This is a genomic window from Brevundimonas aurifodinae (genome assembly GCF_040195595.1).
In the GTDB taxonomy this organism is placed as follows: Bacteria; Pseudomonadota; Alphaproteobacteria; order Caulobacterales; family Caulobacteraceae; genus Brevundimonas; species Brevundimonas aurifodinae.
In genome coordinates, this window is sequence record NZ_JBEGDD010000007.1 from 41,535 (window position 1) to 66,670 (window position 25,136).

23 protein-coding genes and 1 pseudogene are annotated in these 25,136 nt (G+C 68.4%); 7 read left to right on the forward strand and 17 right to left on the reverse strand.

What is annotated here, in order from left to right; genetic code table 11:
* Nucleotides 1–96 precede the first annotated feature (96 nt).
* Entirely contained in the window at nt 97–2,028 is a 1,932-nt protein-coding gene (gene acs, locus ABN401_RS09640) for an acetate--CoA ligase (protein WP_349684628.1), read from the forward strand.
* Nucleotides 2,029–2,117: 89 nt separating this feature from the next.
* Complete coding sequence (locus tag ABN401_RS09645; protein WP_349684629.1) at nt 2,118–3,767, forward strand: M28 family peptidase; 1,650 nt, start codon at nt 2,118–2,120, stop codon at nt 3,765–3,767.
* A gap of 202 nt (nt 3,768–3,969) precedes the next feature.
* On the opposite strand, the gene ABN401_RS09650 is transcribed toward ABN401_RS09645, so the two are convergent.
* Nucleotides 3,970–4,947, reverse strand: a complete 978-nt coding sequence (locus ABN401_RS09650) for a DUF6607 family protein (protein ID WP_349684630.1) — start codon at nt 4,945–4,947, stop codon at nt 3,970–3,972.
* 32 nt (nt 4,948–4,979) lie between these two features.
* Nucleotides 4,980–7,193, reverse strand: a complete 2,214-nt coding sequence (locus ABN401_RS09655; RefSeq protein ID WP_349684631.1) for a TonB-dependent hemoglobin/transferrin/lactoferrin family receptor — start codon at nt 7,191–7,193, stop codon at nt 4,980–4,982.
* A gap of 100 nt (nt 7,194–7,293) precedes the next feature.
* Between ABN401_RS09655 and ABN401_RS09660 the strand changes: the two genes are divergently transcribed.
* The gene (locus tag ABN401_RS09660; RefSeq protein WP_349684632.1) at nt 7,294–7,779 is read left to right on the forward strand and encodes a hypothetical protein; all 486 of its coding nucleotides are present in this window, start codon (nt 7,294–7,296) and stop codon (nt 7,777–7,779) included.
* Between the two features lie 1,155 nt (nt 7,780–8,934).
* On the opposite strand, the gene ychF is transcribed toward ABN401_RS09660, so the two are convergent.
* The 9 genes and pseudogenes from ychF to ABN401_RS09700 all read right to left on the reverse strand — a co-directional run bounded on the left by ychF (nt 8,935) and on the right by ABN401_RS09700 (nt 16,301).
* Complete coding sequence (ychF, locus tag ABN401_RS09665) at nt 8,935–10,035, reverse strand: redox-regulated ATPase YchF (protein ID WP_349684633.1); 1,101 nt, start codon at nt 10,033–10,035, stop codon at nt 8,935–8,937.
* Between the two features lie 203 nt (nt 10,036–10,238).
* Nucleotides 10,239–10,739, reverse strand: coding sequence for a copper chaperone PCu(A)C (locus tag ABN401_RS09670; protein ID WP_349684634.1), 501 nt, complete (start codon nt 10,737–10,739; stop codon nt 10,239–10,241).
* Between the two features lie 69 nt (nt 10,740–10,808).
* Nucleotides 10,809–11,438 (reverse strand): aminoacyl-tRNA hydrolase, encoded by a 630-nt coding sequence (pth, locus tag ABN401_RS09675; protein WP_349684635.1) that lies wholly within the window; start codon nt 11,436–11,438, stop codon nt 10,809–10,811.
* Nucleotides 11,438–11,764 carry a type II toxin-antitoxin system PemK/MazF family toxin gene (locus tag ABN401_RS16360; RefSeq protein WP_432763546.1) on the reverse strand — a complete coding sequence of 109 codons (327 nt, stop codon included), beginning with the start codon at nt 11,762–11,764 and terminating at the stop codon, nt 11,438–11,440. Before ABN401_RS16360 ends, pth begins: the two co-directional genes overlap by 1 nt.
* Entirely contained in the window at nt 11,761–12,006 is a 246-nt protein-coding gene (locus ABN401_RS09680) for an antitoxin MazE-like protein (RefSeq protein WP_349684636.1), read from the reverse strand. The genes ABN401_RS16360 and ABN401_RS09680 overlap by 4 nt, the downstream gene beginning before the upstream one ends.
* A 159-nt stretch (nt 12,007–12,165) precedes the next feature.
* Nucleotides 12,166–12,795: pseudogene (locus ABN401_RS09685) on the reverse strand (50S ribosomal protein L25/general stress protein Ctc); the annotation flags it as partial.
* A gap of 128 nt (nt 12,796–12,923) precedes the next feature.
* Nucleotides 12,924–13,991, reverse strand: a complete 1,068-nt coding sequence (locus tag ABN401_RS09690; RefSeq protein WP_349684637.1) for a hypothetical protein — start codon at nt 13,989–13,991, stop codon at nt 12,924–12,926.
* Nucleotides 13,992–14,098: 107 nt separating this feature from the next.
* Entirely contained in the window at nt 14,099–15,286 is a 1,188-nt protein-coding gene (locus ABN401_RS09695) for a hypothetical protein (protein ID WP_349684638.1), read from the reverse strand.
* A gap of 82 nt (nt 15,287–15,368) precedes the next feature.
* Nucleotides 15,369–16,301, reverse strand: a complete 933-nt coding sequence (locus ABN401_RS09700; protein ID WP_349684639.1) for a ribose-phosphate pyrophosphokinase — start codon at nt 16,299–16,301, stop codon at nt 15,369–15,371.
* 201 nt (nt 16,302–16,502) lie between these two features.
* On the opposite strand from ABN401_RS09700, the gene ABN401_RS09705 reads away from it, so the two are divergent.
* From ABN401_RS09705 to recN, 4 genes are all read left to right on the forward strand, one after another.
* The gene (locus ABN401_RS09705; protein ID WP_349684640.1) at nt 16,503–17,345 is read left to right on the forward strand and encodes an outer membrane protein assembly factor BamD; all 843 of its coding nucleotides are present in this window, start codon (nt 16,503–16,505) and stop codon (nt 17,343–17,345) included.
* 50 nt (nt 17,346–17,395) lie between these two features.
* Nucleotides 17,396–17,680, forward strand: coding sequence for a BrnT family toxin (locus ABN401_RS09710; RefSeq protein WP_349684641.1), 285 nt, complete (start codon nt 17,396–17,398; stop codon nt 17,678–17,680).
* The gene (locus ABN401_RS09715; RefSeq protein WP_349684642.1) at nt 17,661–17,939 is read left to right on the forward strand and encodes a BrnA antitoxin family protein; all 279 of its coding nucleotides are present in this window, start codon (nt 17,661–17,663) and stop codon (nt 17,937–17,939) included. Before ABN401_RS09710 ends, ABN401_RS09715 begins: the two co-directional genes overlap by 20 nt.
* 70 nt (nt 17,940–18,009) lie before the next feature.
* Nucleotides 18,010–19,722 (forward strand): DNA repair protein RecN, encoded by a 1,713-nt coding sequence (gene recN / locus ABN401_RS09720; RefSeq protein ID WP_349684643.1) that lies wholly within the window; start codon nt 18,010–18,012, stop codon nt 19,720–19,722.
* A gap of 4 nt (nt 19,723–19,726) precedes the next feature.
* Here recN and ABN401_RS09725 read toward each other — a convergent pair whose 3' ends face one another.
* From ABN401_RS09725 to puhE, 6 genes are all read right to left on the reverse strand, one after another.
* Nucleotides 19,727–20,134: a hypothetical protein gene (locus tag ABN401_RS09725; protein ID WP_349684644.1), complete on the reverse strand. Its 408-nt coding sequence runs from the start codon at nt 20,132–20,134 to the stop codon at nt 19,727–19,729.
* Between the two features lie 93 nt (nt 20,135–20,227).
* On the reverse strand, nt 20,228–21,139 hold the full coding sequence (locus tag ABN401_RS09730; RefSeq protein WP_349684645.1) for a cobalamin biosynthesis protein CbiG: 912 nt from the start codon (nt 21,137–21,139) through the stop codon (nt 20,228–20,230).
* 229 nt (nt 21,140–21,368) lie between these two features.
* Complete coding sequence (locus ABN401_RS09735; RefSeq protein ID WP_349684646.1) at nt 21,369–21,881, reverse strand: hypothetical protein; 513 nt, start codon at nt 21,879–21,881, stop codon at nt 21,369–21,371.
* Nucleotides 21,882–21,896: 15 nt separating this feature from the next.
* A complete protein-coding gene (xth, locus tag ABN401_RS09740) occupies nt 21,897–22,691 on the reverse strand; it encodes an exodeoxyribonuclease III (RefSeq protein ID WP_349684647.1) in 795 nt (264 codons plus the stop codon).
* A 215-nt stretch (nt 22,692–22,906) separates the two neighbouring features.
* On the reverse strand, nt 22,907–24,124 hold the full coding sequence (gene hemA, locus ABN401_RS09745) for a 5-aminolevulinate synthase (protein ID WP_349684749.1): 1,218 nt from the start codon (nt 24,122–24,124) through the stop codon (nt 22,907–22,909).
* A 29-nt stretch (nt 24,125–24,153) separates the two neighbouring features.
* A complete protein-coding gene (gene puhE / locus ABN401_RS09750) occupies nt 24,154–25,134 on the reverse strand; it encodes a putative photosynthetic complex assembly protein PuhE (protein WP_349684648.1) in 981 nt (326 codons plus the stop codon).
* Nucleotides 25,135–25,136 lie beyond the last annotated feature (2 nt).

Sequence of the window (25,136 nt, forward strand, 5' to 3'; positions counted from 1 at the left end):
CTCAGCTTAACGCGGTTCGGCGGCAATGGCTCCGCTTGACGGTGGCGCTTGGCCAGTGGCGCTGCGTCCGGTTAGGGTTCCGGCCAAGGAGCCCTCATGATCGATCGCGACCTCTATCCCGTCTCGCCGGAGTGGGCGGCCCGGGCCCATATGAACCGCGAGGCCTATGAGGCCGCCCGCGTCGCGGCGCGCGAGACGCCGGAGGCCTTCTGGGCGGAGCAGGCGCGGCGTCTGGACTGGATCACACCGCCGACGGTCATCAAGGACGTGTCGTTCGACAAGGACGACTTCCGCATCCGCTGGTTCGCCGACGGGGCTCTGAACGTCTGTTTCAACTGCGTGGATCGTCACCTGCCGGAGCGGGCGGACCAGATGGCCATCCTGTGGGAGGGCGACGAGCCGGACCAGTCGGGCGGCCTGACCTATGTCGAGCTGCACCGCGAGGTGTGCCGGATGGCCAATGTGCTGAAATCACTGGGGGTCAAGAAGGGCGACCGGGTGACGATCTACCTGCCCATGATTCCGGCGGCGGCGGTGGCCATGCTGGCCTGCGCGCGGATCGGGGCGATCCATTCGGTGGTGTTCGGCGGGTTCAGTCCCGACAGCATCGCCGGGCGGATCGAGGACTGTGGATCCAGGCTGGTCATCACCGCCGACGAGGGCCTGCGGGGCGGCAAGCGGGTGCCGCTGAAGGCCAATGTCGACGCGGCGCTGGAGAAGGTGGCGGTCGAAACGGTGCTGGTCATCAGCCACACGAACGCCGACGTGCCGATGACCGGCGGTCGGGACTTTCGCTACGGTGAGCTGAAGCAAGGCGTTTCGGACGACTGTCCGTGCGAGCCGATGAACGCCGAGGACCCGTTGTTCATCCTCTACACCTCGGGCTCGACGGGTAAGCCCAAGGGAGTGCTGCACACCACGGGCGGATACCTGTTCTGGGTCAGCTGGACGCATGAACTGGTGTTCGACTATCGGCCCGGAGAGGTGTTCTGGTGCACGGCGGACGTGGGCTGGGTGACCGGCCACAGCTACGTCGTCTATGGCCCCCTGGCCAATGCGGGCACGACGCTGATGTTCGAGGGCGTGCCCAACCATCCGACCGTCAGCCGGGTCTGGGAGGTGGTGGACAAGCACAGGGTCGAGATCTTCTACACGGCGCCCACGGCGCTGCGGGCGTTGATGCGCGAGGGCGACGACCCGGTGAAGGCGACGAGCCGGGCGAGCCTGCGGCTGCTGGGGACTGTCGGAGAGCCGATCAATCCGGAGGCCTGGCGGTGGTATCACGAGGTGGTCGGTGAGAGCCGGCTGCCGATCGTGGATACCTGGTGGCAGACCGAGACGGGGGGCGTGCTGGTCTCGCCCCTGCCGGGCGCGACCGACCTGAAGCCGGGATCGGCGACGCGGCCCCTGCCCGGGGTCGAGCTTCAGCTGGTCGATGCCGAGGGTGGGGTGCTGGAGGGCGCGACGAGCGGCAACCTGGTCATCACCGACAGCTGGCCCGGGCAGATGCGGACGGTCTGGGGCGATCCCCAACGGTTCTTCGACACCTATTTCAGCGCCTATCCGGGCAAGTATTTCACGGGCGACGGTTGCCGCCGGGACGAGGACGGCGACTACTGGATCACCGGCCGCGTCGACGACGTGATCAATGTCTCGGGCCACCGGATGGGAACCGCCGAGGTCGAGAGCGCCCTGGTCCTGCACCCGGACGTGGCCGAGGCGGCGGTCGTCGGGTTTCCGCACGACATCAAGGGCCAGGGCATCTACGCCTATGTCACCCTGAACGCCGGGGTCGAGGCGACCGAGGCCCTGCGCGCCGATCTGGTCAGGCACGTCCGGGCCGAGATCGGGCCCATCGCGGCCCCCGATGTGATCCACTGGGCCCCGGGCCTGCCCAAGACCCGATCGGGCAAGATCATGCGGCGCATCCTGCGAAAGATCGCCGAGGGCGAGACGGGCGCGCTGGGCGACACCTCGACCCTGGCCGATCCGGCCGTGGTCGAGGCCCTGGTGGCCGGGCGAGGCTGAGCGACGCCATCCGAAACATGACGGAAACGTAATGCGGCATGGTCGCGCTGTCCTCCTAGGGTGCGCGCCGAAATCTGGAGAATGACCCCTTGACCCTGCGTGGACTGTTCGGCGGCGCGGCCGCCCTGGTGCTGATAGCGAGCGCGGGCCTGGCCCAGGCGCAGGACTTCACCGCCGAGCGGCTGTCGGAAAGCATCCGCACGATCTCGTCCGATGAGTTCCAGGGCCGTTATCCGGGCACCGAGGGCGAGCGGCTGACCCTGGCCTGGCTGCAGGCCCAGTACGAGGAGATGGGTCTTCAGCCCGGTGGTCCGGACGGCCAGTGGCTGCAGGTCGTCGACCTGAAGCGCTATACCCCGGTCGAGGGCGCGGCTTCGGCCAGCTGGACCGGGCCGGACGGCACCGTCCATCCGCTGACCATCGGCCAGGACATCGCCCTGCGCGCCGTCTCGAACGACGGTCGGGCCAGCGTCGAGAACGCCGGCCTGGTGTTCGCGGGTTACGGCATCCATGCGCCCGAGCGCGGCTGGGACGACTACGGCGACATCGACGTGCGCGGCAAGATCGTCATGGTCGTCGGCGGAGAGCCGACAGCCGAGGCCGTCACCGAGCGGTTCAACGGGGCCTATGCGACCCACTATCAATCGGCGGCCTTCAAGTCCGACGAGGCCTTCCGTCGCGGCGCCGTGGGCATCATCACCGTCTTCACCGTGCCCGCCAGCGATCCCAACTGGCAGCGCGCGGCCCAGTTCAACAATCGCCAGCGCACCCTGACGCCGGGCGCGGCGGATCTGGAAGTCTCGGGCGGCATCAACATGGACGTGGCGCATAGCCTGGCCATGGCGGCGGGTCTGGGCAACGAGGTGCTGACCTCGCTCCAGAGCGGTGAGTTCAAGGCGGTCGAACTGCCGGGCGTGACCCTGTCGGTCGCGACCGAAGAGACCATCGACACCCTGCGCACCCACAACCTGCTGGCCAAGATCGAGGGGACCACCCATCCGGACGAGGTCATCGTCTATTCCGCGCACTGGGATCACGTCGGCGTCGGTGCGGATCACGTCAGCCCGGTCTCGACGACCGAGGACAACATCTACAACGGGGCCTGGGACAACGCCTCGGGCACCGTCGGCATCGTCGAGATGGCCCGCCAGCTGTCGGCCGCGCCGCGCGCCGAACGCACCTTCGTCTTCGCCCATATGGCGGCCGAGGAGATGGGCCTGCTGGGGGCCTATGCCTATACGGCCGACCCGGTCTATCCGCTGGCCAAGACGGTGGCCGACATCAACATCGACATGCTGCCCCTGTCGCCCCCCACGCGCGACGTGGCCATCTTCGGCCAGGGTCAGAACGATCTGGAGGACCGGCTGGCGGTTCTGGCCGAGTCCGAGGGCCGCTACGTCGGCGGTGACGGCATGCCCGAACAGGGCTTCTACTATCGTTCGGACCACTTCCCGTTCGCGCGGGCAGGCGTGCCGGCCCTGATGACCTGGCATGGCTGGGACTGGGACGAGGGTGGCCGCGAGGCCGGCGAGGCGGCGTGGAAGGCCAAGTTCGCCGCCGACTATCACCGTCCGTCCGACGAGTGGTCCGAGGACCTCGACTTCCGTTCGGCGGTGGAGAATCTGACGCTGCTCTATCGGCTGGGTCTGGAACTGGCCAACAGCAGCGACTGGCCCGGCTGGAAGCCGATGTCGGAGTTCGGCAGCGTGCGGGAACGGACGGCCGGCGAGCGTCAGTAGAGCCCACACGCCGAGCACCCCGGCGAGATGAGGCTCTTTTCAGTGTCCTCGCGAACGCGGCAGTAGCCCCCACTTCCGTGCACCCCGGCGAAGGCCGGGGTCCAGATCGCGGACTCTTTGCTGACCGCTTGGCCACCAGGGGGAACTGCCGCAACCGAGTGCGCCTCTGGACCCCGGCCTTCGCCGGGGTGCACGGAGATTATCAAGGTGCCGCCGTCGATTCCGCGATCAGCGCCCGGGCCTGGTCCACGGCGGCCCCGGTCGTCACCGCGCCCTCGGCGATCTGATCGGCGAGGTTCATCAGGACCGGGCCGGTGATGGCCCCGGCCTGCGGTTCTTCCTCCAGACCGATGCCGCCGTGGCGCGCGATGGTCTCGTCCCAGGCGGCGCGGACGGCGGCCCAGTAGTCGGCGGTCGCGGCCCAGTAGGCGTCGCCCGGCGCGGGGTCGTAGTCGGTCGAGACGCGGTAGGTGTTGACCACGTCCTCATGCACCACGGCGACCACGCCGGTGTCGTCGCCCTCGGCCGGGGCCAGCTTCAGATTGTCCTGGATATGGACCCAGCCGCCCGGCAGCAGGGCGTGGCGGTTGGTGCCGACGTAGCGGTCGTAGATCGGGTCGCGCGTGGCATCGCGGCGAGCCAGGGGACGGGCGGTCGGATCGCTGGTCCACTGGACCAGGCCCTGCTCATGGCTCCAGCGGCCGACGCCGCCGTAGCGGGGACTGTCGTCGGTCTGCCAGACGGTCTGGGACCAGGCCCCGGCGCGGGTGCCAGCCGGAACCTCGCTCACCACCCAGCGGTTCGGTCCGGCATAGGTCAGGACGGTCGAGGGCTCATAGGTCCAGTCCTGGCGCCAGTGTTTGATGACCAGGGTCTGGCCTTCGTGCTCCATGACCAGGGTGTGCTGCAGGACGATGTGGCGGCCGGTGTCCTCGACGACGCGGACGTTCTCGAATCCGCTCGAGGTTTTGGGCTCCAGCGGGTCGTACCCGGGGCGGAAGGAGACGGTCTCGCGCATGTCGAAGCGCACGCGGTAGTCGCCGACCTGGGCCAGGATGGCCTGTCGGTCGCGCTCGAAGGCGGCGGCCTCGGCCTGGACCGGGGTCGGCTGGATGGCGGCGGCCCAGGCGGGCAGGGCGGGGGTCGTCATCAGCACGGCGGCGATCATAAGACTGCGCATCGGAACCTCTCTGGCTTTGCGAAGGGGGCGCGTCACAGACGCAGTGACAGCGACAGGCCGACGTTGCGGCCCGGCTGGGTGTAGGCGTCGACGACGGCCGAGGTGTTCGCGACGCCCCGGACGTCGCTCCACCAGGAATAGGTCTCGTCGAAGACGTTGAAGACGCCGACGCGGGCGGTGACGCTGTCGGTCACGTTCCAGTAGCCGGTGACGTCGACCAGCTGAAACGCCTCGCCGACATAGCAGCCGTTGGCGGGCACGGCGTTGAAACAGGCCAGGCCGCTGGTGTCACGCGCCTTCTTGGCGTCGGACCAGGTGACGATGACCTCGCCGCCGAAGCGTCCACGGGGCTCGTCCCAGCCCAGGCCGCCGACCAGCTTGATCGGATCGATGGTCGGCAGGCGGGTGGTCGCGCCGGCGGTGGTCTGCTGCCCTTCCGCCCAGGCGCCGGCCAGGTTCAGGCGAAAGCCGTTGTCCCAGTCGATGCTGGCGCGGGATTCCAGGCCCGAGACCTCGACGTCGGTGAAGTTGACGAACTGGAACACGGCCGGGTTCGCCGGAGTGAAGCCGCCCGACACCACCTGCTGGCTGATGAAGTTCTCGTAGTCCGACTGGAAAGCGACGAACTGGAGCGCCATGCGGCCCCCGGCGAAATCGACGTCGCGGAACCGCAGGCCGGCTTCGACGCTGCGGCTGGTCTCGGGCTCCAGATCGGGGTTGGGAGCGGAGACGTATCCGAACGCGGCGTTGGAAAAGCCGTTGTTCACCTGGCTGGGCGTCGGGGCCTTGAAGCCCTCGGCATAGTTGGCGAACAGCTGGAACGTCGGGGTCGTCTGCCAGACGACGCCCAGCTTGGGCGACAGGCGGCTGTCGGACTGATCGGCGCGCGCCCCGACGTACAGGGGGTCGGCGTCGGTCGACAGCTCATAGGCGTCATATCGCAGGGCCGGGATGATCCGCAGCCGATCGCCCAGCAGGCTGATCTCGTCCTGCACGAAGACGCCGGCCAGCACATAGTCGGTCACGGGAAAGGGGCTGGTAGGGAAGGTCTCTCCGAACGGCGGCACGGTGCCGTCGCGGATGCCCTGCTGGCGGGTACTCGACCCGTCGCCGCCGAAGGTCAGGCGGTGGGAAATGCCCGCGAGGTTCAGCGTCGTGCGGGCGTCGGCGGCGAGGCCGTAGACCGCGTTGTCGAAGCGGTTGTCGCGGGTGCGGTCGACGGCGGGGGTGCGATCCTCGAAGGTGAACTGGCGGGTGGTCGCGTCCTGCCACCAGGCCGCGATCTGGGCCCGCTCCAGGCCGAAGACGTCGGTGCCGCGCCAGTCCAGACCGATGCGGTCACGGGTGGTCTCGTCCTCGGCGAGCAATTCCAGCACCGAGGCGGTGCGGCCGCTCAGCACATCGGCGGCGACGTCCACGTCATAGTGGTCATAGGTCAGGCGCAAGGCGTGGCCGGGCGCGACGTCCCAGACGATCTTGCCCAGCACGGCGTTGGACTGGATGTCTTGCGGGTTGGCGGTCGTCCGCAGGGCGCCGATGACGTCGTTGTCGCCGCCGGTCTCGGTCTCCCGGGCGTCGCGGCGGGTGTAGGCCAGGAGGCCCGAGACGGCCCCGGCGCGACCGGCCACGGCCAGGCCTTCGGTCCAGCCTTCGTCGGCGGAGCTGTAGGCGACCCGACCGCGCGCGGCGAAGGGGCGACCGTCGGTCAGCAGGTCGGCGGGGTCCTTGGTGGTGAAGCTGACCGCGCCCGCGACCCCGTCCGAGCCATACAGCGCCGAGGCCGGGCCGCGCAGGATCTCGACCGAGCGCATCAGATCGAGGTCCGAATAGCCGCCGCGCCCCACGCTCTGGGCCCCGAAGGTGAAGCCGTCGGGGCTGCGAACGCCGTCGACGACGATCAGCACGCGGTCGCCGCCCAGGCCCCGGATGGTGAAGCCGGCGTTGCCGTCCCGGCCGGTGGTGCCGAGCGCCGCGCCGAAGCGGGCCGGCTGGCTGGGGACGCTGACGCCCGGCTCATAGCGGACCAGATCCTTGATGTCGGAGATCAGCAGCCGCTCGATCTGCTGGGCCGTGAAGACGCTGACGGTGGCAGGGGCCTCGTCCACGCGGGTCTCGGTGCGGGTGGCGACGACGGTGACGGGCGGCAGCCGGGTCTCGGACGGATCGGTCGCGTCGGGCTCAGCGAGGGCGGGCAGGGCGAGGATCAGGGCGGCGGCGGACACCGACAGGGACAGGGGGGCACGCATGGACAAGGCTCCGCTTGAGGACGGCGCTCTGGGTAATGCGAATGCTTCTGCAATTCAATCGCAATTATGAACCGAGCTGAGCCGTTCGCGTTCAGGGCGGATGAAAACGCTCCTGCCGCTGCTGGCTGCCACCGCCTTGTCCGCCTGCGGCGAGAGCGGACCGGTCAATCCGCCGACCGAGCCCGCCCAGCCGATCGAGGTCGCCGACCCCGCCGCGCCCGCCGACGACGGCACCGTGTCCATGATGTCCGGACGGGGCCCGACCAGCTTCGTCGGCCGATGGGCGGCGAACGTGGCCTGGTGCGCCGCGCCGCAGGGAGCGGAGCGGCCGATCGAGATCACGCCGACCCGCTTCGAAGGCTATGAGAACAGCTGTTCGATCGCCGCGATCGACGAGGTCGTCGATGGCTATATCGCCACCCTGGCCTGCGTGGCTGAAGGCCAGATGGCCTCGGAGCGCGTGCGGTTTCAGGTAACGGGTGACGTCATGCGCCTGACCTATCTGGACAGGGGAACGGAGGCGGTGACGCTGAACAAATGCACGACGCTGGAGGAGACGGCGGTGTCGGCGGTTGCGGTGCCGTAGGCAGCGTGATCCCAAAGGATCTTCAGTCCGATTGTGAAACCCAAGGTCTGCTTCCGACCCAATGCAGACATCTACACAAGCAAAACGCCCGGCCTTTCGACCGGGCGTTCCACACCTAACTCAGCAAAGAGCTAGGGGCAGCAAGGCATCGAAGCGCCTTGGCAGCAGGCCGCCAGGGCATCGCAGCAAGAGGCGACGGCCTGGATCACGGTCTCGGGAGACGCCGCAAAAGCGGCGGTTCCGGATGCGAGCAGGATCAGACCTGCCACAGCAAAAACGTTCTTCATTTGATTATTCCAGATGTGATGGGTGATTTGAGTTCGTTGCCGCCCAGCATTATCGGGGGGGCGGGTCATCGCCTTCAACGATCACTGACGTCAATCTTGGGTAGCCGCTCAGATAGGACACAGGCTCGAAGACCTTCACCTCACCCACAACAACCGGGGCTACCAGCAGGGCGTGGCAGATAACCGCGCAGTCTGGCGAACATGGTGGGGAGCCCTTCTTCGAAGTCATATCCGCGCAGGGCTCATCGGACGTGACCTTCATCATCGACGCAGGCGCTGCGACGCTGACCGATGAAACCATCAGCATGGCGAGAACCGCGAACGCGGCTCCAACTAACGAGGCGATGTGACTGCGGATCGGCTTCATCTCAGATCGATCAATGACTGACTTCTCTTACGACGCCAACTGGGCCGAAGTTACCCGCGACGCTCAACGGTGATCGCAACGTCCGCTAGCCACCCATAGGCGACCGTCTGGTCCCGACCCAAAGCGAACCGTCTAGGATGTGCTGTCGCTGCACGGGGCTGGTGGCGGCACCTCGGATCGTTGTGTCATGCTCATCGTTGGAACAGGCAGACCGACGGAAGGCTGGATGGCATGGATGGGTGGAGCGACGCTATCGAAAAAGCAAAGGTGGCCGTGGCGCGATCGAAGGCAATCTGTCGGCAGGCTCAAGAAACCCGAAACCGTGTCCGCGAAATTCGCTCCGTGATGGTCGAGCGCCGCCTAGAGGCGGAGGCCAAACGGGCGAACAGCCTTCGATATTGATGGCAGGGCATGGTTGCGACTTTCGGGTCTGAGGTCGATGACCGCTTCCCACCCGTGGCGGACAGCCGCAACGTCGATAAAGCGGCTCGCACGCCTGCCTCAGCTGAACAGGAAGTTCATCACGTCGCCGTCCTTGACGACGTAGCTCTTGCCCTCGGCGCGCAGCTTGCCGGCCTCGCGGGCCTTGGCCTCGCCGCGGAGCGCGACGTAGTCGTCGTAGGCGATGGTCTCGGCGCGGATGAAGCCCTTCTCGAAATCGGTGTGGATCACGCCCGCCGCCTGGGGGGCCGTGTCGCCGATGTGGATGGTCCAGGCGCGGGCCTCCTTGGGGCCCACGGTGAAATAGGACTGCAGCCCCAGCAGGGCATAGGCCTCGCGGATCAGGCGGTTCAGGCCGGGCTCGGCCAGCCCCATGCTCTCCAGGAACTCCAGCTGCTCGGCCTCGTCGAGCACCGCCAATTCGGAATCGATCTTGGCCGAGATCACGACGGTGTTGGCGCCGTCGGCCCTGGCGCGCTCGGCCACCTTGTCGGACAGGTCGTTGCCCTTGTCGGCGGAGGTCTCGTCGACGTTGGCGACATAGAGGGCGGGCAGGGCGGTCAGCAGCTGCAGCATGTCCCAGGCCTTGCGGTCCTCCCTGGACACCTCGGGCAGGGCGGTGCGGGCGGGCTTGCCGGCGTTCAGCTTCGACAGGGCCAGGTCGACCAGCTTCAGGCTCAGCTGGCTCTCCTTGTCGCCGCCCTTGGCGCGTTTTTCCATCTGGACGCGACGACGCTCCAGGCTCTCGAGGTCGGCGAGCATCAGCTCGGTCTCGATGATCTCCAGGTCCGAGATCGGATCGATGCGGTTCTCGACATGGGTGATGTCGTCGTCGACGAAGCAGCGGGCGACGAAGGCCACGGCGTCGCAGTCGCGGATGTTGGCCAGGAACTGGTTGCCCAGCCCCTCGCCCTTGGAGGCGCCGCGCACCAGGCCGGCGATGTCGACGAAGGTGATGCGCGAGGGGATGATCTCCTTGGACCCCGCGATCTCGGCCAGGACGTTCAGGCGCGGTTCCGGCACGGCGACGTCGCCGGTGTTCGGCTCGATGGTGCAGAACGGATAGTTGGCCGCCTGGGCCGCCGCCGTCTTGGTCAGGGCGTTGAACAGGGTGGACTTGCCGACATTGGGCAGGCCGACGATCGCGACTTTCAGGGCCATGGGTCTCGGACGCTTTCAGGGAAGGGCGAGCCCATAGGGCCTGATCCGGAAAAGTGCGAGCGGTTTTCCGGTCGGATCAGGCCCCACGGGTCATGCTGGACCTTGATTCACGGCATCGGCGAAATCGCGAAGCGATTTCTCCTCAACCGATCAAGGTCTAGCGGGTTCGGTGCGGTTTGTCAGGCGCGCCGTTCTGTTGCGCCTCAGTGCCCGCTGTGGTCCTCGTCCGCGACGGTCGGCTGGCCCACGCTGGCCACGACCTCGACCGCGGCCGCCGTGGCGAAGGTCAGGGTCAGGGGCACGCTCTGGCCCGCGCGCAGCGGCTCGGCCACGCCCATCAGCATGATGTGGGTGCCGCCGGGCTTGAGCTCGACCGTCTCGCCGGCGGGCAGGGGCAGGCCCGCCTCCAGCTCGCGCATCATCATCATGTTGGACTCCATGCGCGTCTCATGGATCTGGCCCAGGGCGGCGACCGGGCTGGCGACCGAGACCAGGGTGTCGGCGACGGGCGAGGTGACGGTCATGTAGCAGCCGGTGACCTGACGCCCGTTCGGCGTCGGGCGGCACAGGGCGTCGGTGACGGCGACGGTCGCGGCGGCGTCGCTGGCCGCGCTCCCGCCGCTGGGCTCCGAGCAAGCGGCAACGGCGAAGCACGTCGTGATGAGCAGGGAGAGCCTCGCGGCCGTCGAAACGTTCAGAGTCATCCAATGGCATCCGGTCAGGGGACGTCGAGAGTTCGCCATAGCGTTGCGCGTCCTCCGACGCCATCGCGACTATTCGCCCGAGGTCTGCCCGGTTCCGCCGCCTTGCGCCGCCTGGCGGGGGCTGAACTTGGGGGCGGGGGCCAGGCGCAGGACCTCCCCCTGATAGCGGTCGTCCTCGCCGCGCACGGCGAAGGGCAGGGCGTCGGCGCAGGCGGTCAGCAGGGCCTCCAGCCAAGGCTGTTCGGCCTTGTGGAAGTCGCTCAGCACATGACCGTGGACCCGTTTCGGATCGCCGGGGTGGCCGACGCCCATCCGCGCGCGGCGGAAGTCGGGGCCCAGCTGGCTGATCAGACTGCGCACGCCGTTCTGACCGGCCGCGCCGCCGCCGGTCTTCATGCGGAACCGGCCGGGGGCCAGGTCGATCTCGTCATGGAAGACGATCACCGAGGCCGGGTCGACCTTGTAGAACCGCGCCGCCTCTCCGACCGCGCGGCCGCTCTCGTTCATGAAGGTCTGGGGCTTCATCAGCAGGACCTTGGTGCCCTCGACCTCGCCCTCGGCGATCACCGACTGGAACTTGGCGCGAGGGCTGCCGAACCGCCAACGACGCGCGATCTCGTCCACGGCCATGAAGCCGATGTTGTGGCGGTTCTTCTCGTATCTGGTGCCCGGATTGCCCAGGCCGGCGATGATGAGCATCAGCGCTGCATTCCGAGGACGAATACAATTCCAGCCTCGATCAAGGACAGATCTCCGTCCTCCAAGCGCCCGATGACGAAGCCGCAGCGATCGCGTGGCGTTGCCTGAAGCTTATCGGTCATCGCCAGAGACGTAGAGCGCAGTCCATTTGCCTCGGAAGGTTCGATCTGGGGGCGGTGTGGTGCCTGGAACTCCACCCGGCTTGTGAGAGGGCAGATTATCACGGTGTTGGAGCCAGTCAGCGTGTCTGATTGAACGATCACCACCGGTCGTGGTTTACCCTGTTCGCGGGGCAAGACGGCGGTGACGACGTCGCCTCGGTTCATTCGTAAGGTGGCCAGGTCTCAAGAGCGGCTGCATCGAGAAAATCCTGCAGTTCCCCGGCTTCCACGCTGTTCCTTTCTCGCTCGAAGGCAGCCTTCATCGCCTCACGAAATCCCGGAACATCGGGATCGAGCGTCCAGATGCGGACCTGCTTCAACCCCGCCGCTTTCTTGCGCTCGCGGTAGGCCTTGTACTTGTTCGGCTTGGGCGCGTGGACGTTCATGGGTGGATGGTAGCGCGCCACCGTCGCTTTCGCAAACGGCAGGCAAACAAAAGCCCGCCGGGCCGGAGCCGGGCGGGCCGATGTTCAGCGACGATCCGGGGATCAGCCTTCGGTCTTTTCGCCGTCTTCCGCAGCGTCGTCGCCGCCCTGTTCGGTGGCTGGAACCTCGCCGGCCTCGACGGCGGCGGCTTCGGCCTCGGCGGTCTCTTCGGCGATGGCTTCCTCGATCTGATCGGCGGCGATGGCGGCAGACGAGACCTTGATGGAGGCGATGACGAAGTCACGGTCGGTAATGGTGGCCTCGACGTCCGAGGGGACCTTGACGTCCGACCAGCGGATGGTGTCGCCCAGCTTGTGGCCGGCCAGATCGACGATCAGGTCTTCGGGGATGTGGTTGGCCTTGACCAGGATCTCGACCGAGTGACGGACGATCTCCAGCGTGCCGCCCTGGCGGAAGGCCTTGCACTGATCTTCGTTGATGAAGTGGATCGGCACTTCGATCTTGATGGTCTGGTTCTCGTCGACGCGCATCAGGTCGAAGTGCAGGGGGCGGTCCGACACGGGGTCGAACTGCACGTCCTTGGCGATGACCGACTGGCTTTCCTGGCCGTACTTCAGGGTCACCAGGTGGCCCAGAAGCTTGCCGGTGTAGAGGTTCTTGCGGAAGTCCTTCTCGTTGACCGAGATGGCCACCGGGGCCTTGTCGCCGCCATACAGGACGCCGGGGACCATGCCGGCGCGACGGGCCGCGCGGGCGCCGCCGGTGCCGGTGTTTTCGCGGACGTCCACGTTCAGAATGATCTCGGCCATCGGGCTCGCCTCAACAACAAAAGCGCCTGCGCCGTCAGGGCGCGCACAGGCGGGGTCATCAACCCTCGAATTCAAGAGCGCGGGCTATTACACGCAAGCGTCGGTGGACGCAACCGGGCAACCCTGCCTCAGTTGGGTTGAGGTTCCGTGGCCTGCAGCGCCGCCGTGGTGGCCTCGGCCGCGACCGGCGTGACCTCGGCCACGACCGTTCCCGGCTCCAGGGTCGGGGCGCGACGGACGACCGCCTCGGTGGTGCAGGTGGCCAGGTCGCGCACGATGTGGCGACCGATGCAGAACATGTCCTCATAGCTGGGACGCGAGGCGGCCAGGCACTGGAACAGGTTCAGCTTGGACATGTCCAGGCAGAACTGGGCGTTCGCCTCGATCGACAGGGCCTCGGTGTTCGACCGCGCCTCATCGCCCGCCGCGCCCAGGGCGGCCAGGGCGGCGATGGCCAGGGAGTGAACCACGGCCGGGGTGAACGGCGCCTCGACCGCCCCACCCGTCAGCGACAGGCCGGCCCCGGCGTTGGCGGCGGCGAACAGGCGGGCGGAATCCTCGGCGGACGGCAGCATCTGGCCGGCGGAGATGGTCTTGACCGACTCCAGCCGGACTTCGCGGCTGGCGATCGGCTGGGTGGCCCAGCGGCGACGCGGATCGCGGCGCTCCTGGATCGTGTAGGCGTCGCCCTCCACGCCCTCGGCGATGGCGGTCAGGGTGACGATGTCCTGGCCCAGGGTCGCGGCGATCAGCCCTGCGGCGGCGGCGGCTCCGGGCAGTCCGGCGGCATAGGCCGGGTCGCGCGAGATGTTGGCGATCATCTCGGCGCGAACGGTCGGGTCGACGGCATAGGTGCGGACGCCCTGGACGAACTCGGGCGACTGCAGCGCCAGGATCGAGCCATAGGCGATCATGCCGCGCGACAGGGTCGCGGGATCGTAGGCGGCCCCCCGGCGCATGGCGGCCTGGATGGACTCGGCGTCCTGGAAGCCGCCCGCCGGGATCGTTCCGACGTCGCGGATGAAGCTGACGTAGATGGAGGCCGCGTCCGCGACGCCCTGGTTCAGGGTGACGGGTGGGGGTGGGGGCGGCGGGGCCTCGACGACCACGACGGGTTCTGGCTTGGAACAGGCCGACAGCACGGCGGCGGCGGCGATGGCGGCGAGCACGAGGCCGCGCGGATAAGCCAGACGCATGGACGATTTCCCCACGAGAACACCCCGGCGCTCTGCGTCGCCGGGCTACTGAAGGGGTTATAAGGCCGTCGCTATGGTTTGCCGTCCGTTAATCGCGACAGGCGAGTTCAACTTTGCGGCGCCTGGGTCTGGGCGTTCAGGCGCTGCGTCGGGGTGGGCACAGCGGTCTGGGGCGTGACGATCGCCGGAGCGGCGGACGAGGGCGTCGCCTCCGGCTCGCGAGCGACCACCGGGCTTTCGGCGTCCAGCGTCCGGGGCGTGATGCGCGGGGTGGTGTCGGCCCGGCTCTGGGTCGGGGCGCCGACGGTGATCTGACCGGTCGGCAGGGCGGCGCCGCGCGCGCACTGGCCCAGATCGCGCACGACGTGCCGGCCGAGACAGAACATGTCCTCGTAGCTGGGGCGCGAGGCGGCCAGGCACTGGAACAGGTTCAGCTTGGAGCTTTCGAAACAGTCCAGACTTGCGCGGTCGTACATCAGGGCGTCGGTGTTGGACCGGGCGTTCTCGCCGGCGCCGTCCAGCAGAGCCAGGGCGGCCAGGGCCAGGGCGTTCTCGACCGACTGCGGATAGGGCGGCGTCCGGGGGCGGGCCGCCGCGACGTTCAGGCCCGAACCCGACTGGACCGCCGCCGACAGGCGCGCGGCCTCCTCGGCGGGCGCGAGCGATGGCCGGCTGAGACCCCGCACCGTGTTCAGACGGGCTTCGCGCTCGGGCACGGCGACCCGGGCCCAGTCGCGACGACCGTCCGCCTGGATGGCATAGGCGTCGTTCTCGACCGAATCGGCGGCTTCGCGGAGCAGGCGGATGTCGTTTTCCAGGGTCCCGATGATCAGACCGGCGGCCACGTCGGCCCCGGGCAGGCGTCCCGCTGAGGCCGGGTCGGCGACGATGCGTGCGACCAGGGCGTTGCGGCTTTCGCGGTCGGTCGCGTTGGCGCGCACCCCCGCCACGAACTCGGGCGACTGCATGGCCAGGATGGAGGCATAGGCGACCAGCCCCCGCGACACCTGCCGCGCGTCATAGGCCGCACCGCGCCGCAGCGCCTCCTGGATCGAGGCGGCGTCGGCGAAGCCGCCCCGCAGCGTGCCCATGTCGCGCGTGAACGCCAGGTAGACGGCCGCTTCCTGGATCACATTGCTGTTCAGCGAGACGTTCGGGATGGCGGCCAGACGGGCCTGTTCGGCGGCGACCCGGGCCTGTTCGGCGCGCTCCTCCTCCGTCGGGCCGGAGGCGCAACTCGCGACCAGTGTCAGGGCAAGAACGGACGCGGAAAGCCGCGCGAAGGCGAAACGCATGTCAGGAACTCCCCTGGACCTCGTGACGACCAGACGCGCCACAATCGGCGGTTTTGAGGCGAAGTCCAAATCCAACGGCCAATCAGTCGAACAGTTTCGACACCGACTCCTCGTTGGCGATGCGACGGATGGCCTCTCCGATCAGCGGAGCGACCGGGACCGTGCGGATCTTGGCGCAGTTGGCGACTTCCATCGGCTGTTCGATCGAATCGGTGATGACCAGTTCCTTCAGCGGGCCGTCGGTGACGCGCTGGACCGCCGGGCCGGACAGGACCCCGTGGCTGATATAGGCCGAGACCTGGGTCGCGCCGGCCTCCATCAGGGCCTTGGCGGCGTTCACCAGGGTGCCGCCCGAATCGACGATGTCGTCGAACAGGATGCATTCGCGTCCCTGGACGTCGCCGATGATGTTCATGACCTCGCTCTCGCCGGCCTTGGGTCGACGCTTGTCGACGATGGCCAGGTCGACGTTCAGCCGCTCGGCCAGGGACCGGGCCCGCACCACCCCGCCCACGTCGGGCGAGACGATCATCAGATTGCCGCGCTGATAGTGATCCTTGATGTCCTGGGCCAGGACCGGCGTCGCCACCAGATTGTCGGTCGGGATGTCGAAGAAGCCCTGAATCTGGCCGGCGTGCAGGTCCATGGTCAGCACCCGGTCGGCCCCGGCGCGGGTGATCATATTGGCCACCAGCTTGGCCGAGATCGGGGTGCGCCCGCCCGTCTTCCGGTCCTGACGGGCATAGCCGAAATAGGGCATGACCGCCGTGATCCGTTTCGCCGACGCCCGCACCAGGGCGTCGATGCAGATCAGCAGCTCCATCAGGTTGTCGTTGGCCGGATAGGAGGTCGACTGGATGACGAAGACGTCCTCGCCCCGGACGTTCTCCTCGATGACGGCGAAAACCTCGTTGTCGGCGAACCTCTTCACCTGGGCTTTCGTCAGGGGCATGTCGAGGTGATCGGCGATGGCCTTGGACAGCGTCCGGTTCGAGTTGCCAGAGAGCAGCTTCATCCGGTCATCCTTTCGCCGTCATCACTCCGCCAATGACGACGGTCTGTCTGGCGCGCTCTTTACCAGCCGGGGGGTTCGTCGCAAGCCGTGTTCGCCTCGTGCGGCGCATGGCGCGGCGCGAATGCCGGTGCTAGAGAACGCGGTCTGAAAATCCGGCTGCCGCCGTCAGGCGGGTCCGGTTGCGCGTCATGAGGTTTCGACTTGCCGATCTCCCTGCGGTCCTCGTCCGTTCTGGCCCTCTCGGTCGTCGCCGCCCTGACGGTGGCGGCGTGCAACGGCGGGAGCCAGCGTCCTCGCCTGGCCTATGAGGAGCGGCCGGTCGAGCTGCTCTACAACACCGGCTACGAGCGGCTGCAGCGCAACCGCTGGGCCGACGCCGTCGACTATTTCCAGGAAGTCGAGCGCCAGCATCCCTATTCGGAGTGGTCGCGTCGCGCGATCCTGATGCAGATCTACGCCTACTATCGAAACGGCAGCTACGAAGAGTCGATCGCGGCAGCGGACCGGTTCATCCAGCTGTTCCCCGGCAGCCCCTCGGCCGCCTACGCCTTCTATATGCGCGCCACCTGTCACTTCGAGCAGATCGTCGACGTGGGTCGCGACCAGGGGCGGGCGGAACTGGCCCTGGCCGGGCTGCGCGACGTCGCGCGCCGCTATCCCGGAACGCCCTATGCCACCGACGCGGTGGTCAAGATCGACCTGGTCAACGACCAGCTGGCCGGCAAGGAAATGGCCATCGGCCGCTACTATCAGCGCGCCCGGCAGCCGCTGGCCGCCATCGGCCGCTATCAGGCCGTGGTCGAGAACGAGGCCTTCCAACGCACCTCGCACACGCCCGAGGCGCTGTATCGACTGGTCGAGGTCTATCTGGCGCTGGGCCTGAAGGACGAGGCGACCCGCAACGGCGCCGTGCTGGGCTTCAACTATCCGGGCAGCCCCTGGTACGCCGAGGCCTATGCCTTGCTGACCGAGGATGGCCAGCGCCCCGACACCGAGCCGACGGGTCGCCGCGAGAGCTGGTTGCAGCGGATCATTCCGGGCTGATCTCACGGCGCGAGCCTGCCTTGCGTCTGGTCGTTTTTGTAGCTACATAAATGATCGGGTTCGACCCGGACAAGGACGCTGCCAACATCGCCAAGCACGGCGTGTCGTTGCGGCGAGCCGGAGATGTTGTTTTCGAAGAAGCGCTCATCGAAGCCGATGAACGTTTCGGCTATCGGGAGTCACGCTGGCTCGCTTACGGAGACCTCGATGGTCGCCTGCATGTGCTGGTCTTTACGCGACGCGATGACATCACTCGGGCGATCAGTTTGAGGAAGGCCAATCACCGGGAGGTGCGTTATGTCGAAGGCATCAGGCGTGTCCGAAGCTCCAGCTGAGTTCGATCTGGATCTGGACCAGGCACCGGAGTTGACCGCCGAGCGCGCTGCGAACTTGCGTCCCGCGTCGGAGGTGTTCCCGGAATACGTCCTCGCTCAATTCGCGCGCTCTCCCGGTCGCCCCCGTAAGCCCTCGCCTAAAGTCCAACTGACGCTGCGCCTTGATGCCGAGATCATCGACTTCTACAAGGCGGGCGGCTCCGGGTGGCAGTCGCGGATGAACGCGGCGCTTCGCAAGGGCGCGGGATTCACGGACTGATCGTTCTCCGCCTGTTCTCGGCTAGACTGCACGGGATGCCGAATCGCACCCACGTCCTTCTGGCGCTCTCATGCTGACCCGACTGTTGATCCGCGACGTGGTGCTGGTCGATGTCCTCGACCTGGAGGTCGAGGCGGGGCTGACCGTGCTGACCGGCGAGACCGGCGCGGGCAAATCGATCATCCTGGACGCCCTGGGGCTCGCGCTCGGCGGGCGGGGGGAGGCCGGACTGGTGCGGGCCGGGGCCCGGCAGGCCGTGGCCACCGCCGTCTTCACCGCGCCGGATGACGCCGAGCTGATCGCCCTGATCCAGGACAAGGGTTTCGAGGTCACGCCGGGCGAGGACCTGATCCTGCGCCGCGTGGTCTCGGCCGACGGACGCAGTCGCGCCTGGGTCAACGATCAGCCCGCGGGCGTGGCGGCGCTGCGCGAGATCGGATCGCGTCTGGTCGAGGTGCATGGCCAGCACGAGACGGTGGGCCTGCTGGACTGGAAGACGCACCGCGGGCTGCTGGACGCCTATGGCGGTCTGACACCCCAGCTGTCGAGCGTGGCCGCGGCGGCCGAACGCGTGAAGGCGGCCGAGGCCCGGCTGGAGGCCCTGCGCGCCCAGGCGGCCGACGCAGCGGCGCGGGCCGAAGAAATTTCGCTGAACCTGGCCGAACTGGACGCCCTCGATCCGCGCGAGGACGAGGAGACCGAACTGGCCGGCGAACGCGCGGTGCTGGGCGCGGCCGAGAAGGCCGTGGCGGATCTGGCCGATGCCCGCGCCAACCTGGGTGGCGACAAGCTGAGCCAGAAGCTGTCGGCGGCGCTGAGGGCCGTCGAACATGCCCGCCAGAGGGCGACCCAGGCGGGCGTCGGCGACGACCATCCGGTGCTGGTCCGCCTGACCAGTGCTGCGGAGGCCATCGACCGCACGATGGTCGAGGCCGCCGAGGCCATCGCCGAGGTCGACGCCGCCGCCGCCGCCTTCGACTTCGAGCCCGGGCGGCTGGACAAGGCCGAGGAGCGGCTGTTCGCGCTCCGCGCCACCGCGCGCAAGCTGAACACCACGGTGCACGCCCTGCCGGCGCTGCGCGTCTCCCTGCGCGAACAGCTGCGGCTGATCGAGGATGGGGCGGAGGCGATGACGGTCGCGGCGCGCGAGGCGGCGGCGGCGCGCGAGGCCTATGACGTGGCCGCCTCCTTGCTGAGCTCCGCGCGCGAGGCGGCGGCCGAGCGACTGTCGGAGGCGGTGGCCGGCGAACTGGGGCCGCTGAAGCTGGAGCGGGCGCGGTTTCGCGTGGCGCTGGAGCCGGTGGCCGAGGGGCGGCGGGGTCCGCTCGGCGTCGAGACGGCGCGCTTCGAGATCGCCACCAATGCCGGGCCAAGTGGCCATCCGGCGTTCGGTCCGCTGGACGCCATCGCCTCGGGCGGCGAGCTGGCGCGCTTCGCCCTGGCCATGAAGGCGGCGCTGGCCGGCCGGGAGGACCAGCGTCAGCCCGTCATGATCTTCGACGAGGTCGATCAGGGCGTCGGCGGTGCCGTGGCTGAGGCCGTGGGTCAGAGGCTGAAGCGGTTATCGACCGGCGGCCAGGTCCTGGTCGTGACCCACAGTCCCCAGGTCGCCGCACGCGGCCAGGCCCACTGGAAGGTGCGAAAGGCCGACGCCGACGGCCAGACGACCACGACCGTCGACGCCCTGTCCGACGCCGAGCGCCGCGAGGAGATCGCCCGGATGCTGTCCGGCGCCGTCGTCACCGACGAGGCGCGGGGTGCCGCCCGCGCCCTGATCGGCTAGAGGCTCAGCGCGCGCAGATGCGGGACGGCGCCGGCGTCCGCTCCACCGCGACCCAGCAGGCCCGGTCGCGGTTGTCGCGGCGATAGGTGCCGCCGACGGCGACGCGCTCGTCACGGCTGAACACTTCGAACAGATAGCCTTCGCCGTCGGAGATGATCAGACGGTAGGCGATGTCGGGCCCGTCCAGCTGGAAGCTGCCGTCGCCGAACAGGGGCGTGAAGGTGCAGTTGGTCTCGCGCATCTGGCCGACGCTGCAGCGGATCTGGCGCGACCGGCCCGAGCGTTCGCTCGGCGCCACCGGCACGACCGAATAGCCCTGCTGTGGCGTGGCCACCGGCGAGGCTTCGGCTTCGACGGCCGCGGCCGTCAGGGCGAGCGACACGGCCGCGACGGCCAGGATGGATTTCAGCATGGGCCCCTCCACGGACGCGCGGTGCGCCGTTTCAGCGAACCATAGTCAAGCGTGGCCGCAGGTCCAGCGGCCGCGACGACGCGTCGGAAAGTGTCAGGCTCCGACGCCCAGGATCCAGCCTTCTTCACCCTCGACCTGCGCGATCAGAGCCTCATCCGTGCCCTTTGGCGGGGCGAAGGCCTTCGACAGGTCCCCCTTCTCGTCCATCAGGGCGAAGGCTTCGGCGGTCGTGCGGACCTGGGCCTGATCCTTGAACTCGCCCTCGGCGGCGGTGGTCGGCCACATCGAGGGCCAGACCTCGGCGACCAGCACCGAAAGGGGCTCCACGTCGGCCGTGTCCAGCGCCCGCCATCCGGTGCCGAAGGGCCAGACGGCCGCCGACGGCCCCAGGTGCTCCAGCAGGCGACGCACCATCGGAATGCCGACCAGGGTCTGGCCCCCGACCGCGCCCGCGCCGTGCATTTGCCAGTTCGACTTGGGCTGCAGCTTGCCCTTGCGCACCGCGTTCTCGGTCGCGCGGTATTCGGGGATGTCGCCGGTCCCTTGAGGCGGCTTGGTGGTGGTCAACCAGCGCTGGGCCTGTTTGGCCGGAGCGCCCCAGAGCGGATACGCCTCGTCGGTCATCAGCCGGTTCATCTTGGCCGCGACCTGATAGCGGTTGTTGGTGTTGTCGGGTTTGTCGACGACGTTGGAGGCCACGAACTTCCACACGGCCGACCAGGCCGGCGTCTCGGTCAGGCCCAGCCGCGCGGCCGTCCCGACCGGATAGCCGAACGAGAAATCGAATCCCAAGAGCACCCGGTCGCCCCGCTTGGCATGGTCGGCCAGCAGGGTGCGGATCATGGCCTCACCCTCGGTGCGCGTCGCGACATTGTGGGTCTCGGTATAGAGGCGGAAGCGCACGTCGCGCTTGGCCACGCCGATCCAGACCGAGTTCTCGCCCAGCTTCTTGCCCTCGGCGGCGGTCCAGTCGGCGATGATATAGGCGTCGAACAGGCGGGCCACGGGGGCTCCTTGGGGCAGTCGCGGGGAGGGGTGGCGGACGTTTAGTCCGTCAGGCCCCATGCGCCAACCCTCTCCCTCCCCCTCGGGGGAGGGCAGGCCGAGAAGCGGCCGGGTGGGGGCGGCAGGGCGATGCACAGGCGATGTCAGTGTCTGGCTCGCCGGGCCGCCCCCACCCGGTCTGCGCTTCGCTCCGACCATCCTCCCCCGAGGGGGAGGGAAAGAGACGGACCTACTTCAGCAGCGCCTCCAGGTGGCTGAGCCAGCGGCGGCCCAGGCGCAGGGCCTCGGGCGGGGTGCTGGTGTGGGCGGGGGCGAGCGCGTTCCACAGCGCCAGTTCGAACTCCGGCCAGCGCGCGTCGGCGAACAGCAGCCGCAGCGTCACCAGCTCGGCGTCCGGGGCCATGACGTCCAGGGCTTTCCGGGGCTCGCCGCGACGGATGCGGGCGACCACATGGCCGTCGACGATGATCTCGCCGCCCTCGACCTCGTCGAAGCCATAGACCAGGCCGTGCGCGCCCCGGTCCCACAGGACGGCGACCTGTCCGCTGTCGAAATCGAGCCCTGCCGCCTTGCCCTCCGCCGGAGCCATGGCCTCGACCTCCGGCGGGCGGCCCAGGGATTTCAGCAGGGCGCGACGCAGGCGGCGCTGCGGCTCCATCCACCAGTTCAGCGTCAGGGCGGCGGTCGTCAGGGCGGCCGCCGCCAGAGCGACCAGCAGGATGACGCGCAGGGCCTCATCCATTCCGGGCCTCGTCCATCAGTCGGCCAGCTCGACCACGACGGGGACGTGGTCCGACGGCTTGTCCATGTCGCGCGCGTCGCGGTGGGTCTCGACGCCGACGAAGCGGTCGGCGGCCTGGGGCGACAGCAGGTGGAAGTCGATGCGGATGCCGTGGTCCCTCTGCCAGGCACCGGCCTGATAGTCCCAGAAGGTGTAGGTGCCGGGGGGCTGGTTGCCCAGTTCGCCCGCCTCATAGAGCCCCAGGCCCCTCAGGGCGCGAAAGGCGGCGCGGCTCTCGGGCTGGAACAGGGCGTCGGTGACCCAGGCGCTCGGGTTCTTCGCATCGTCCGGCGTGGGGATGACGTTGTAGTCCCCGCACAGGGTGAAGGCTTCCTCCTGGGCCAGCAGGGACCGGGCATGGGCGTTCAGCCGCGCCATCCAGCGCAGCTTGAAATCGAACTTCTCGGTGCCGATCGGATTGCCGTTGGGCAGATAGAGGCCGCCGACGCGCACCGGTCGAGGCGCCTCGATCAGGGCCTCGATATAGCGGGCCTGGTCCTCCGCCCCTTCGGTCAGCAGATCCTCGCCCGGCAGCCCTCGCCGCACCTCCGAGACCGGGAACTTCGAGAGCAGGGCGACGCCGTTGTAGGATTTCTGGCCGTGGACCTCGACGTTGTACCCCAGGCTCTCGAACGGCTCGCGCGGGAACTTCTCGTCGACGGTCTTGATCTCCTGGAAGCAGACGACGTCGGGCGCGGCCGCCTCCAGCCACGCCAGCACGGTGGGCAGGCGGGCGTTGACCGAGTTCACGTTCCAGGTGGCGATACGCATCGCCGGGACGGTAAGGAGCGTCGGCTCGCCCGGCAAGCAGCGGCACCCTTTCTTATCCGCTCATCCCCGCGAAAGCGGGGACCCAGTGCTTTGGGCGATGACTGGCAGCGTGCCGACGCTGACCCTCATCCCGCTGATGTGCCTCATTTGAGAACTGGGTCCCCGCTTTCGCGGGGATGAGCGGAGTTGAAGTGAGCTAGAAGAGGAACGTGGCGTCAGGCCGCGACGGCGGTCCGGGCCAGGGCGCAGTGGCTCCAGATCTCCGACAGGGCGTCGATCAGGCGATCGATGTCCTCGTCCGAATGGACCGGCGAGGGCGTGATCCGCAGCCGCTCGGTGCCCAGCGGCACGGTCGGATAGTTGATCGGCTGCACATAGATGCCGTGGTTCTCCATCAGCCAGTCGGAGATCATCTTGCACTTGTGCGGGTCGCCGACCATCACCGGGATGATGTGGCTGTCGTTCGGCATGTGCGGGATGCCCGCGAGGTCCAGACGCTGGCGCACGCGCGCCACGCGGTCCTGGTGCCGGGCGCGCTCCATCTCCGAGGCCTTGAGGTGCTTCACGCTGGCGCAGGCACCGGCGGCGACGGCGGGGGGAAGCGCCGTGGTAAAGATGAAGCCGGAGGCGAAGCTGCGGACGAAATCGCACAGGGCCGAGGAGGCGGCGATGTATCCGCCCATGACGCCGAACGCCTTGCCGAGCGTCCCCTCGATGACCGTGATCCGGTCCATCAGGCCTTCGCGTTCGGCCACGCCGCCGCCGCGCGGCCCGTACAGGCCCACGCCGTGGACCTCGTCCAGATAGGTCATGGCCCCGTGCTTTTCGGAGACCTCGATGATCTCGCGGATCGGGCCGATGTCGCCGTCCATGGAATAGACGCTCTCGAACGCCACCAGCTTGGGCCGGTCGGGGTCGATGGCCGAAAGCAGGCGGTCCAGGTGTTCCGGGTCGTTGTGGCGGAAGATCTGGCGTTCAGCGCGGCTGTGGCGGATGCCCTCGATCATGGAGGCGTGGTTGCAGGCGTCGGACAGGACCACGCAGTTCGGCAGCCGCGCCGCCAGGGTGCCCAGCGCCGCCCAGTTGGAGACGTAGCCCGAGGTGAACAGCAGGGCGGCTTCCTTGCCGTGCAGGTCGGCAAGCTCGCGTTCCAGCAGGACGTGATGGTGGTTGGTGCCCGAGATGTTGCGCGTGCCGCCGGCACCCGCGCCGCAGCTGTCCAGCGCCTCGTGCATCGCCTTCAGGACGTGGGCGGACTGGCCCATGCCGAGATAGTCGTTGGAGCACCAGACGGTGACCTCGTCGGGTCCGTCGCCGTGCTTGGTGGCCTTGGGAAAGCTGCCGCGCTTCCTCTCGATGTCGGCGAAGACGCGGTAGTTGCCGGCGTCGCGCAGACTGTCCAGTTCCGCCTTGAAGAAGGTCTCGTAGTTCATGGCGGATTTCCCCCCGGTCATGGTTCTTGTCATCGGTCGGCCTCATTGAGAACGACGTGGTTTGTTGGCGTCCGGCCCGAGCCCGATTCCGCCGTCTCCCAATCTCCGCTCATCCCGGCGAAAGCGGGGACCCAGTCCTTTTGTGAGACAGGGCGGGTCGATCGGTCGTTGAGACTCGCGTTCAGCTTGTCATCGCCCAAAGCACTGGGTCCCTGCTTTCGCAGGGATGAGCGGACATCCGAGATGGTGTCTGGCCCGAGCGCCCAGGCCCACAGGGCGCTTTCGGGCGCGCGGCTGTGCGACTTCGGCAGCATGAGGAAGCCATGCTCCAGCAGGCCGAGGGCCGCGAGCGACAGCATAAGTATATAGCCGGTCCGCTCGCCGCCCGTGCTGGTCAGGGCCGCCTCGGCCAGCAGGATCGTCACGACGATCGAGGCGGCGAGCGAGACGGGAAACAGGGCGTTGAACCGGGCGCGGCGGAAATAGCTGCCCAGATAGGACAGGCCGCGCGGCAACAGGTCCGCAGGGGGATTGGGCACGCCCAGGAAGATGTTCAGCTTGGTCGAGAGCCGCATGCCGAACAGCAACAGGAAGGTCAGGGTGCCGGTCTGGTTGGGCTGGCCCCAGGTCAGGGCGACGAACAAGACGGCGGTCAGGGCCAGGGCGATCTCGTGGTGGATCACCGTCTGCGCCGACACCGCGAAGCGACGCCAGCCGGTGGCGTCATCCGGGCAGGGAGTGCGACGGGGGCCCGTCAGCTTGCCCATCAGAAAGCCCATCTCGTGCCAGCCCCAGACGGCCAGGGCGCAGCCGAAGGCGACATAGGCCCCGTTGGCCGAGGCATCGTCGGCCGACTGCCACAGACCCGCTACCGCCGCCGCCGCCACGATCCCGCCCAGCGCCAGCGACACCCCGAAGCCGGCGGCGTCGCGGCGCACCAGCCACAGGATCGCGCCGGTGGAGATCCACCACAGCACGGCCGCGACGATCAGGGGCTGGGCGACGACCATGA

Excerpts from the sequence above, each read along its gene's own strand:
- acs (WP_349684628.1), top strand. The coding sequence starts at position 97 with ATGATCGATCGCGACCTCTATCCCGTCTCGCCGGAGTGGGCGGCCCGG.
- ABN401_RS09650 (WP_349684630.1), bottom strand. The coding sequence starts at position 4,947 with ATGCGCAGTCTTATGATCGCCGCCGTGCTGATGACGACCCCCGCCCTG.
- ABN401_RS09655 (WP_349684631.1), bottom strand. The coding sequence starts at position 7,193 with ATGCGTGCCCCCCTGTCCCTGTCGGTGTCCGCCGCCGCCCTGATCCTC.
- ABN401_RS09660 (WP_349684632.1), top strand. The coding sequence starts at position 7,294 with ATGAAAACGCTCCTGCCGCTGCTGGCTGCCACCGCCTTGTCCGCCTGC.
- ychF (WP_349684633.1), bottom strand. The coding sequence starts at position 10,035 with ATGGCCCTGAAAGTCGCGATCGTCGGCCTGCCCAATGTCGGCAAGTCC.
- ABN401_RS09670 (WP_349684634.1), bottom strand. The coding sequence starts at position 10,739 with ATGACTCTGAACGTTTCGACGGCCGCGAGGCTCTCCCTGCTCATCACG.
- pth (WP_349684635.1), bottom strand. The coding sequence starts at position 11,438 with ATGCTCATCATCGCCGGCCTGGGCAATCCGGGCACCAGATACGAGAAG.
- ABN401_RS16360 (WP_432763546.1), bottom strand. The coding sequence starts at position 11,764 with ATGAACCGAGGCGACGTCGTCACCGCCGTCTTGCCCCGCGAACAGGGT.
- ABN401_RS09690 (WP_349684637.1), bottom strand. The coding sequence starts at position 13,991 with ATGCGTCTGGCTTATCCGCGCGGCCTCGTGCTCGCCGCCATCGCCGCC.
- ABN401_RS09695 (WP_349684638.1), bottom strand. The coding sequence starts at position 15,286 with ATGCGTTTCGCCTTCGCGCGGCTTTCCGCGTCCGTTCTTGCCCTGACA.
- ABN401_RS09700 (WP_349684639.1), bottom strand. The coding sequence starts at position 16,301 with ATGAAGCTGCTCTCTGGCAACTCGAACCGGACGCTGTCCAAGGCCATC.
- ABN401_RS09710 (WP_349684641.1), top strand. The coding sequence starts at position 17,396 with ATGATCGGGTTCGACCCGGACAAGGACGCTGCCAACATCGCCAAGCAC.
- recN (WP_349684643.1), top strand. The coding sequence starts at position 18,010 with ATGCTGACCCGACTGTTGATCCGCGACGTGGTGCTGGTCGATGTCCTC.
- ABN401_RS09725 (WP_349684644.1), bottom strand. The coding sequence starts at position 20,134 with ATGCTGAAATCCATCCTGGCCGTCGCGGCCGTGTCGCTCGCCCTGACG.
- ABN401_RS09735 (WP_349684646.1), bottom strand. The coding sequence starts at position 21,881 with ATGGATGAGGCCCTGCGCGTCATCCTGCTGGTCGCTCTGGCGGCGGCC.
- xth (WP_349684647.1), bottom strand. The coding sequence starts at position 22,691 with ATGCGTATCGCCACCTGGAACGTGAACTCGGTCAACGCCCGCCTGCCC.
- hemA (WP_349684749.1), bottom strand. The coding sequence starts at position 24,124 with ATGAACTACGAGACCTTCTTCAAGGCGGAACTGGACAGTCTGCGCGAC.
- puhE (WP_349684648.1), bottom strand. The coding sequence starts at position 25,134 with ATGGTCGTCGCCCAGCCCCTGATCGTCGCGGCCGTGCTGTGGTGGATC.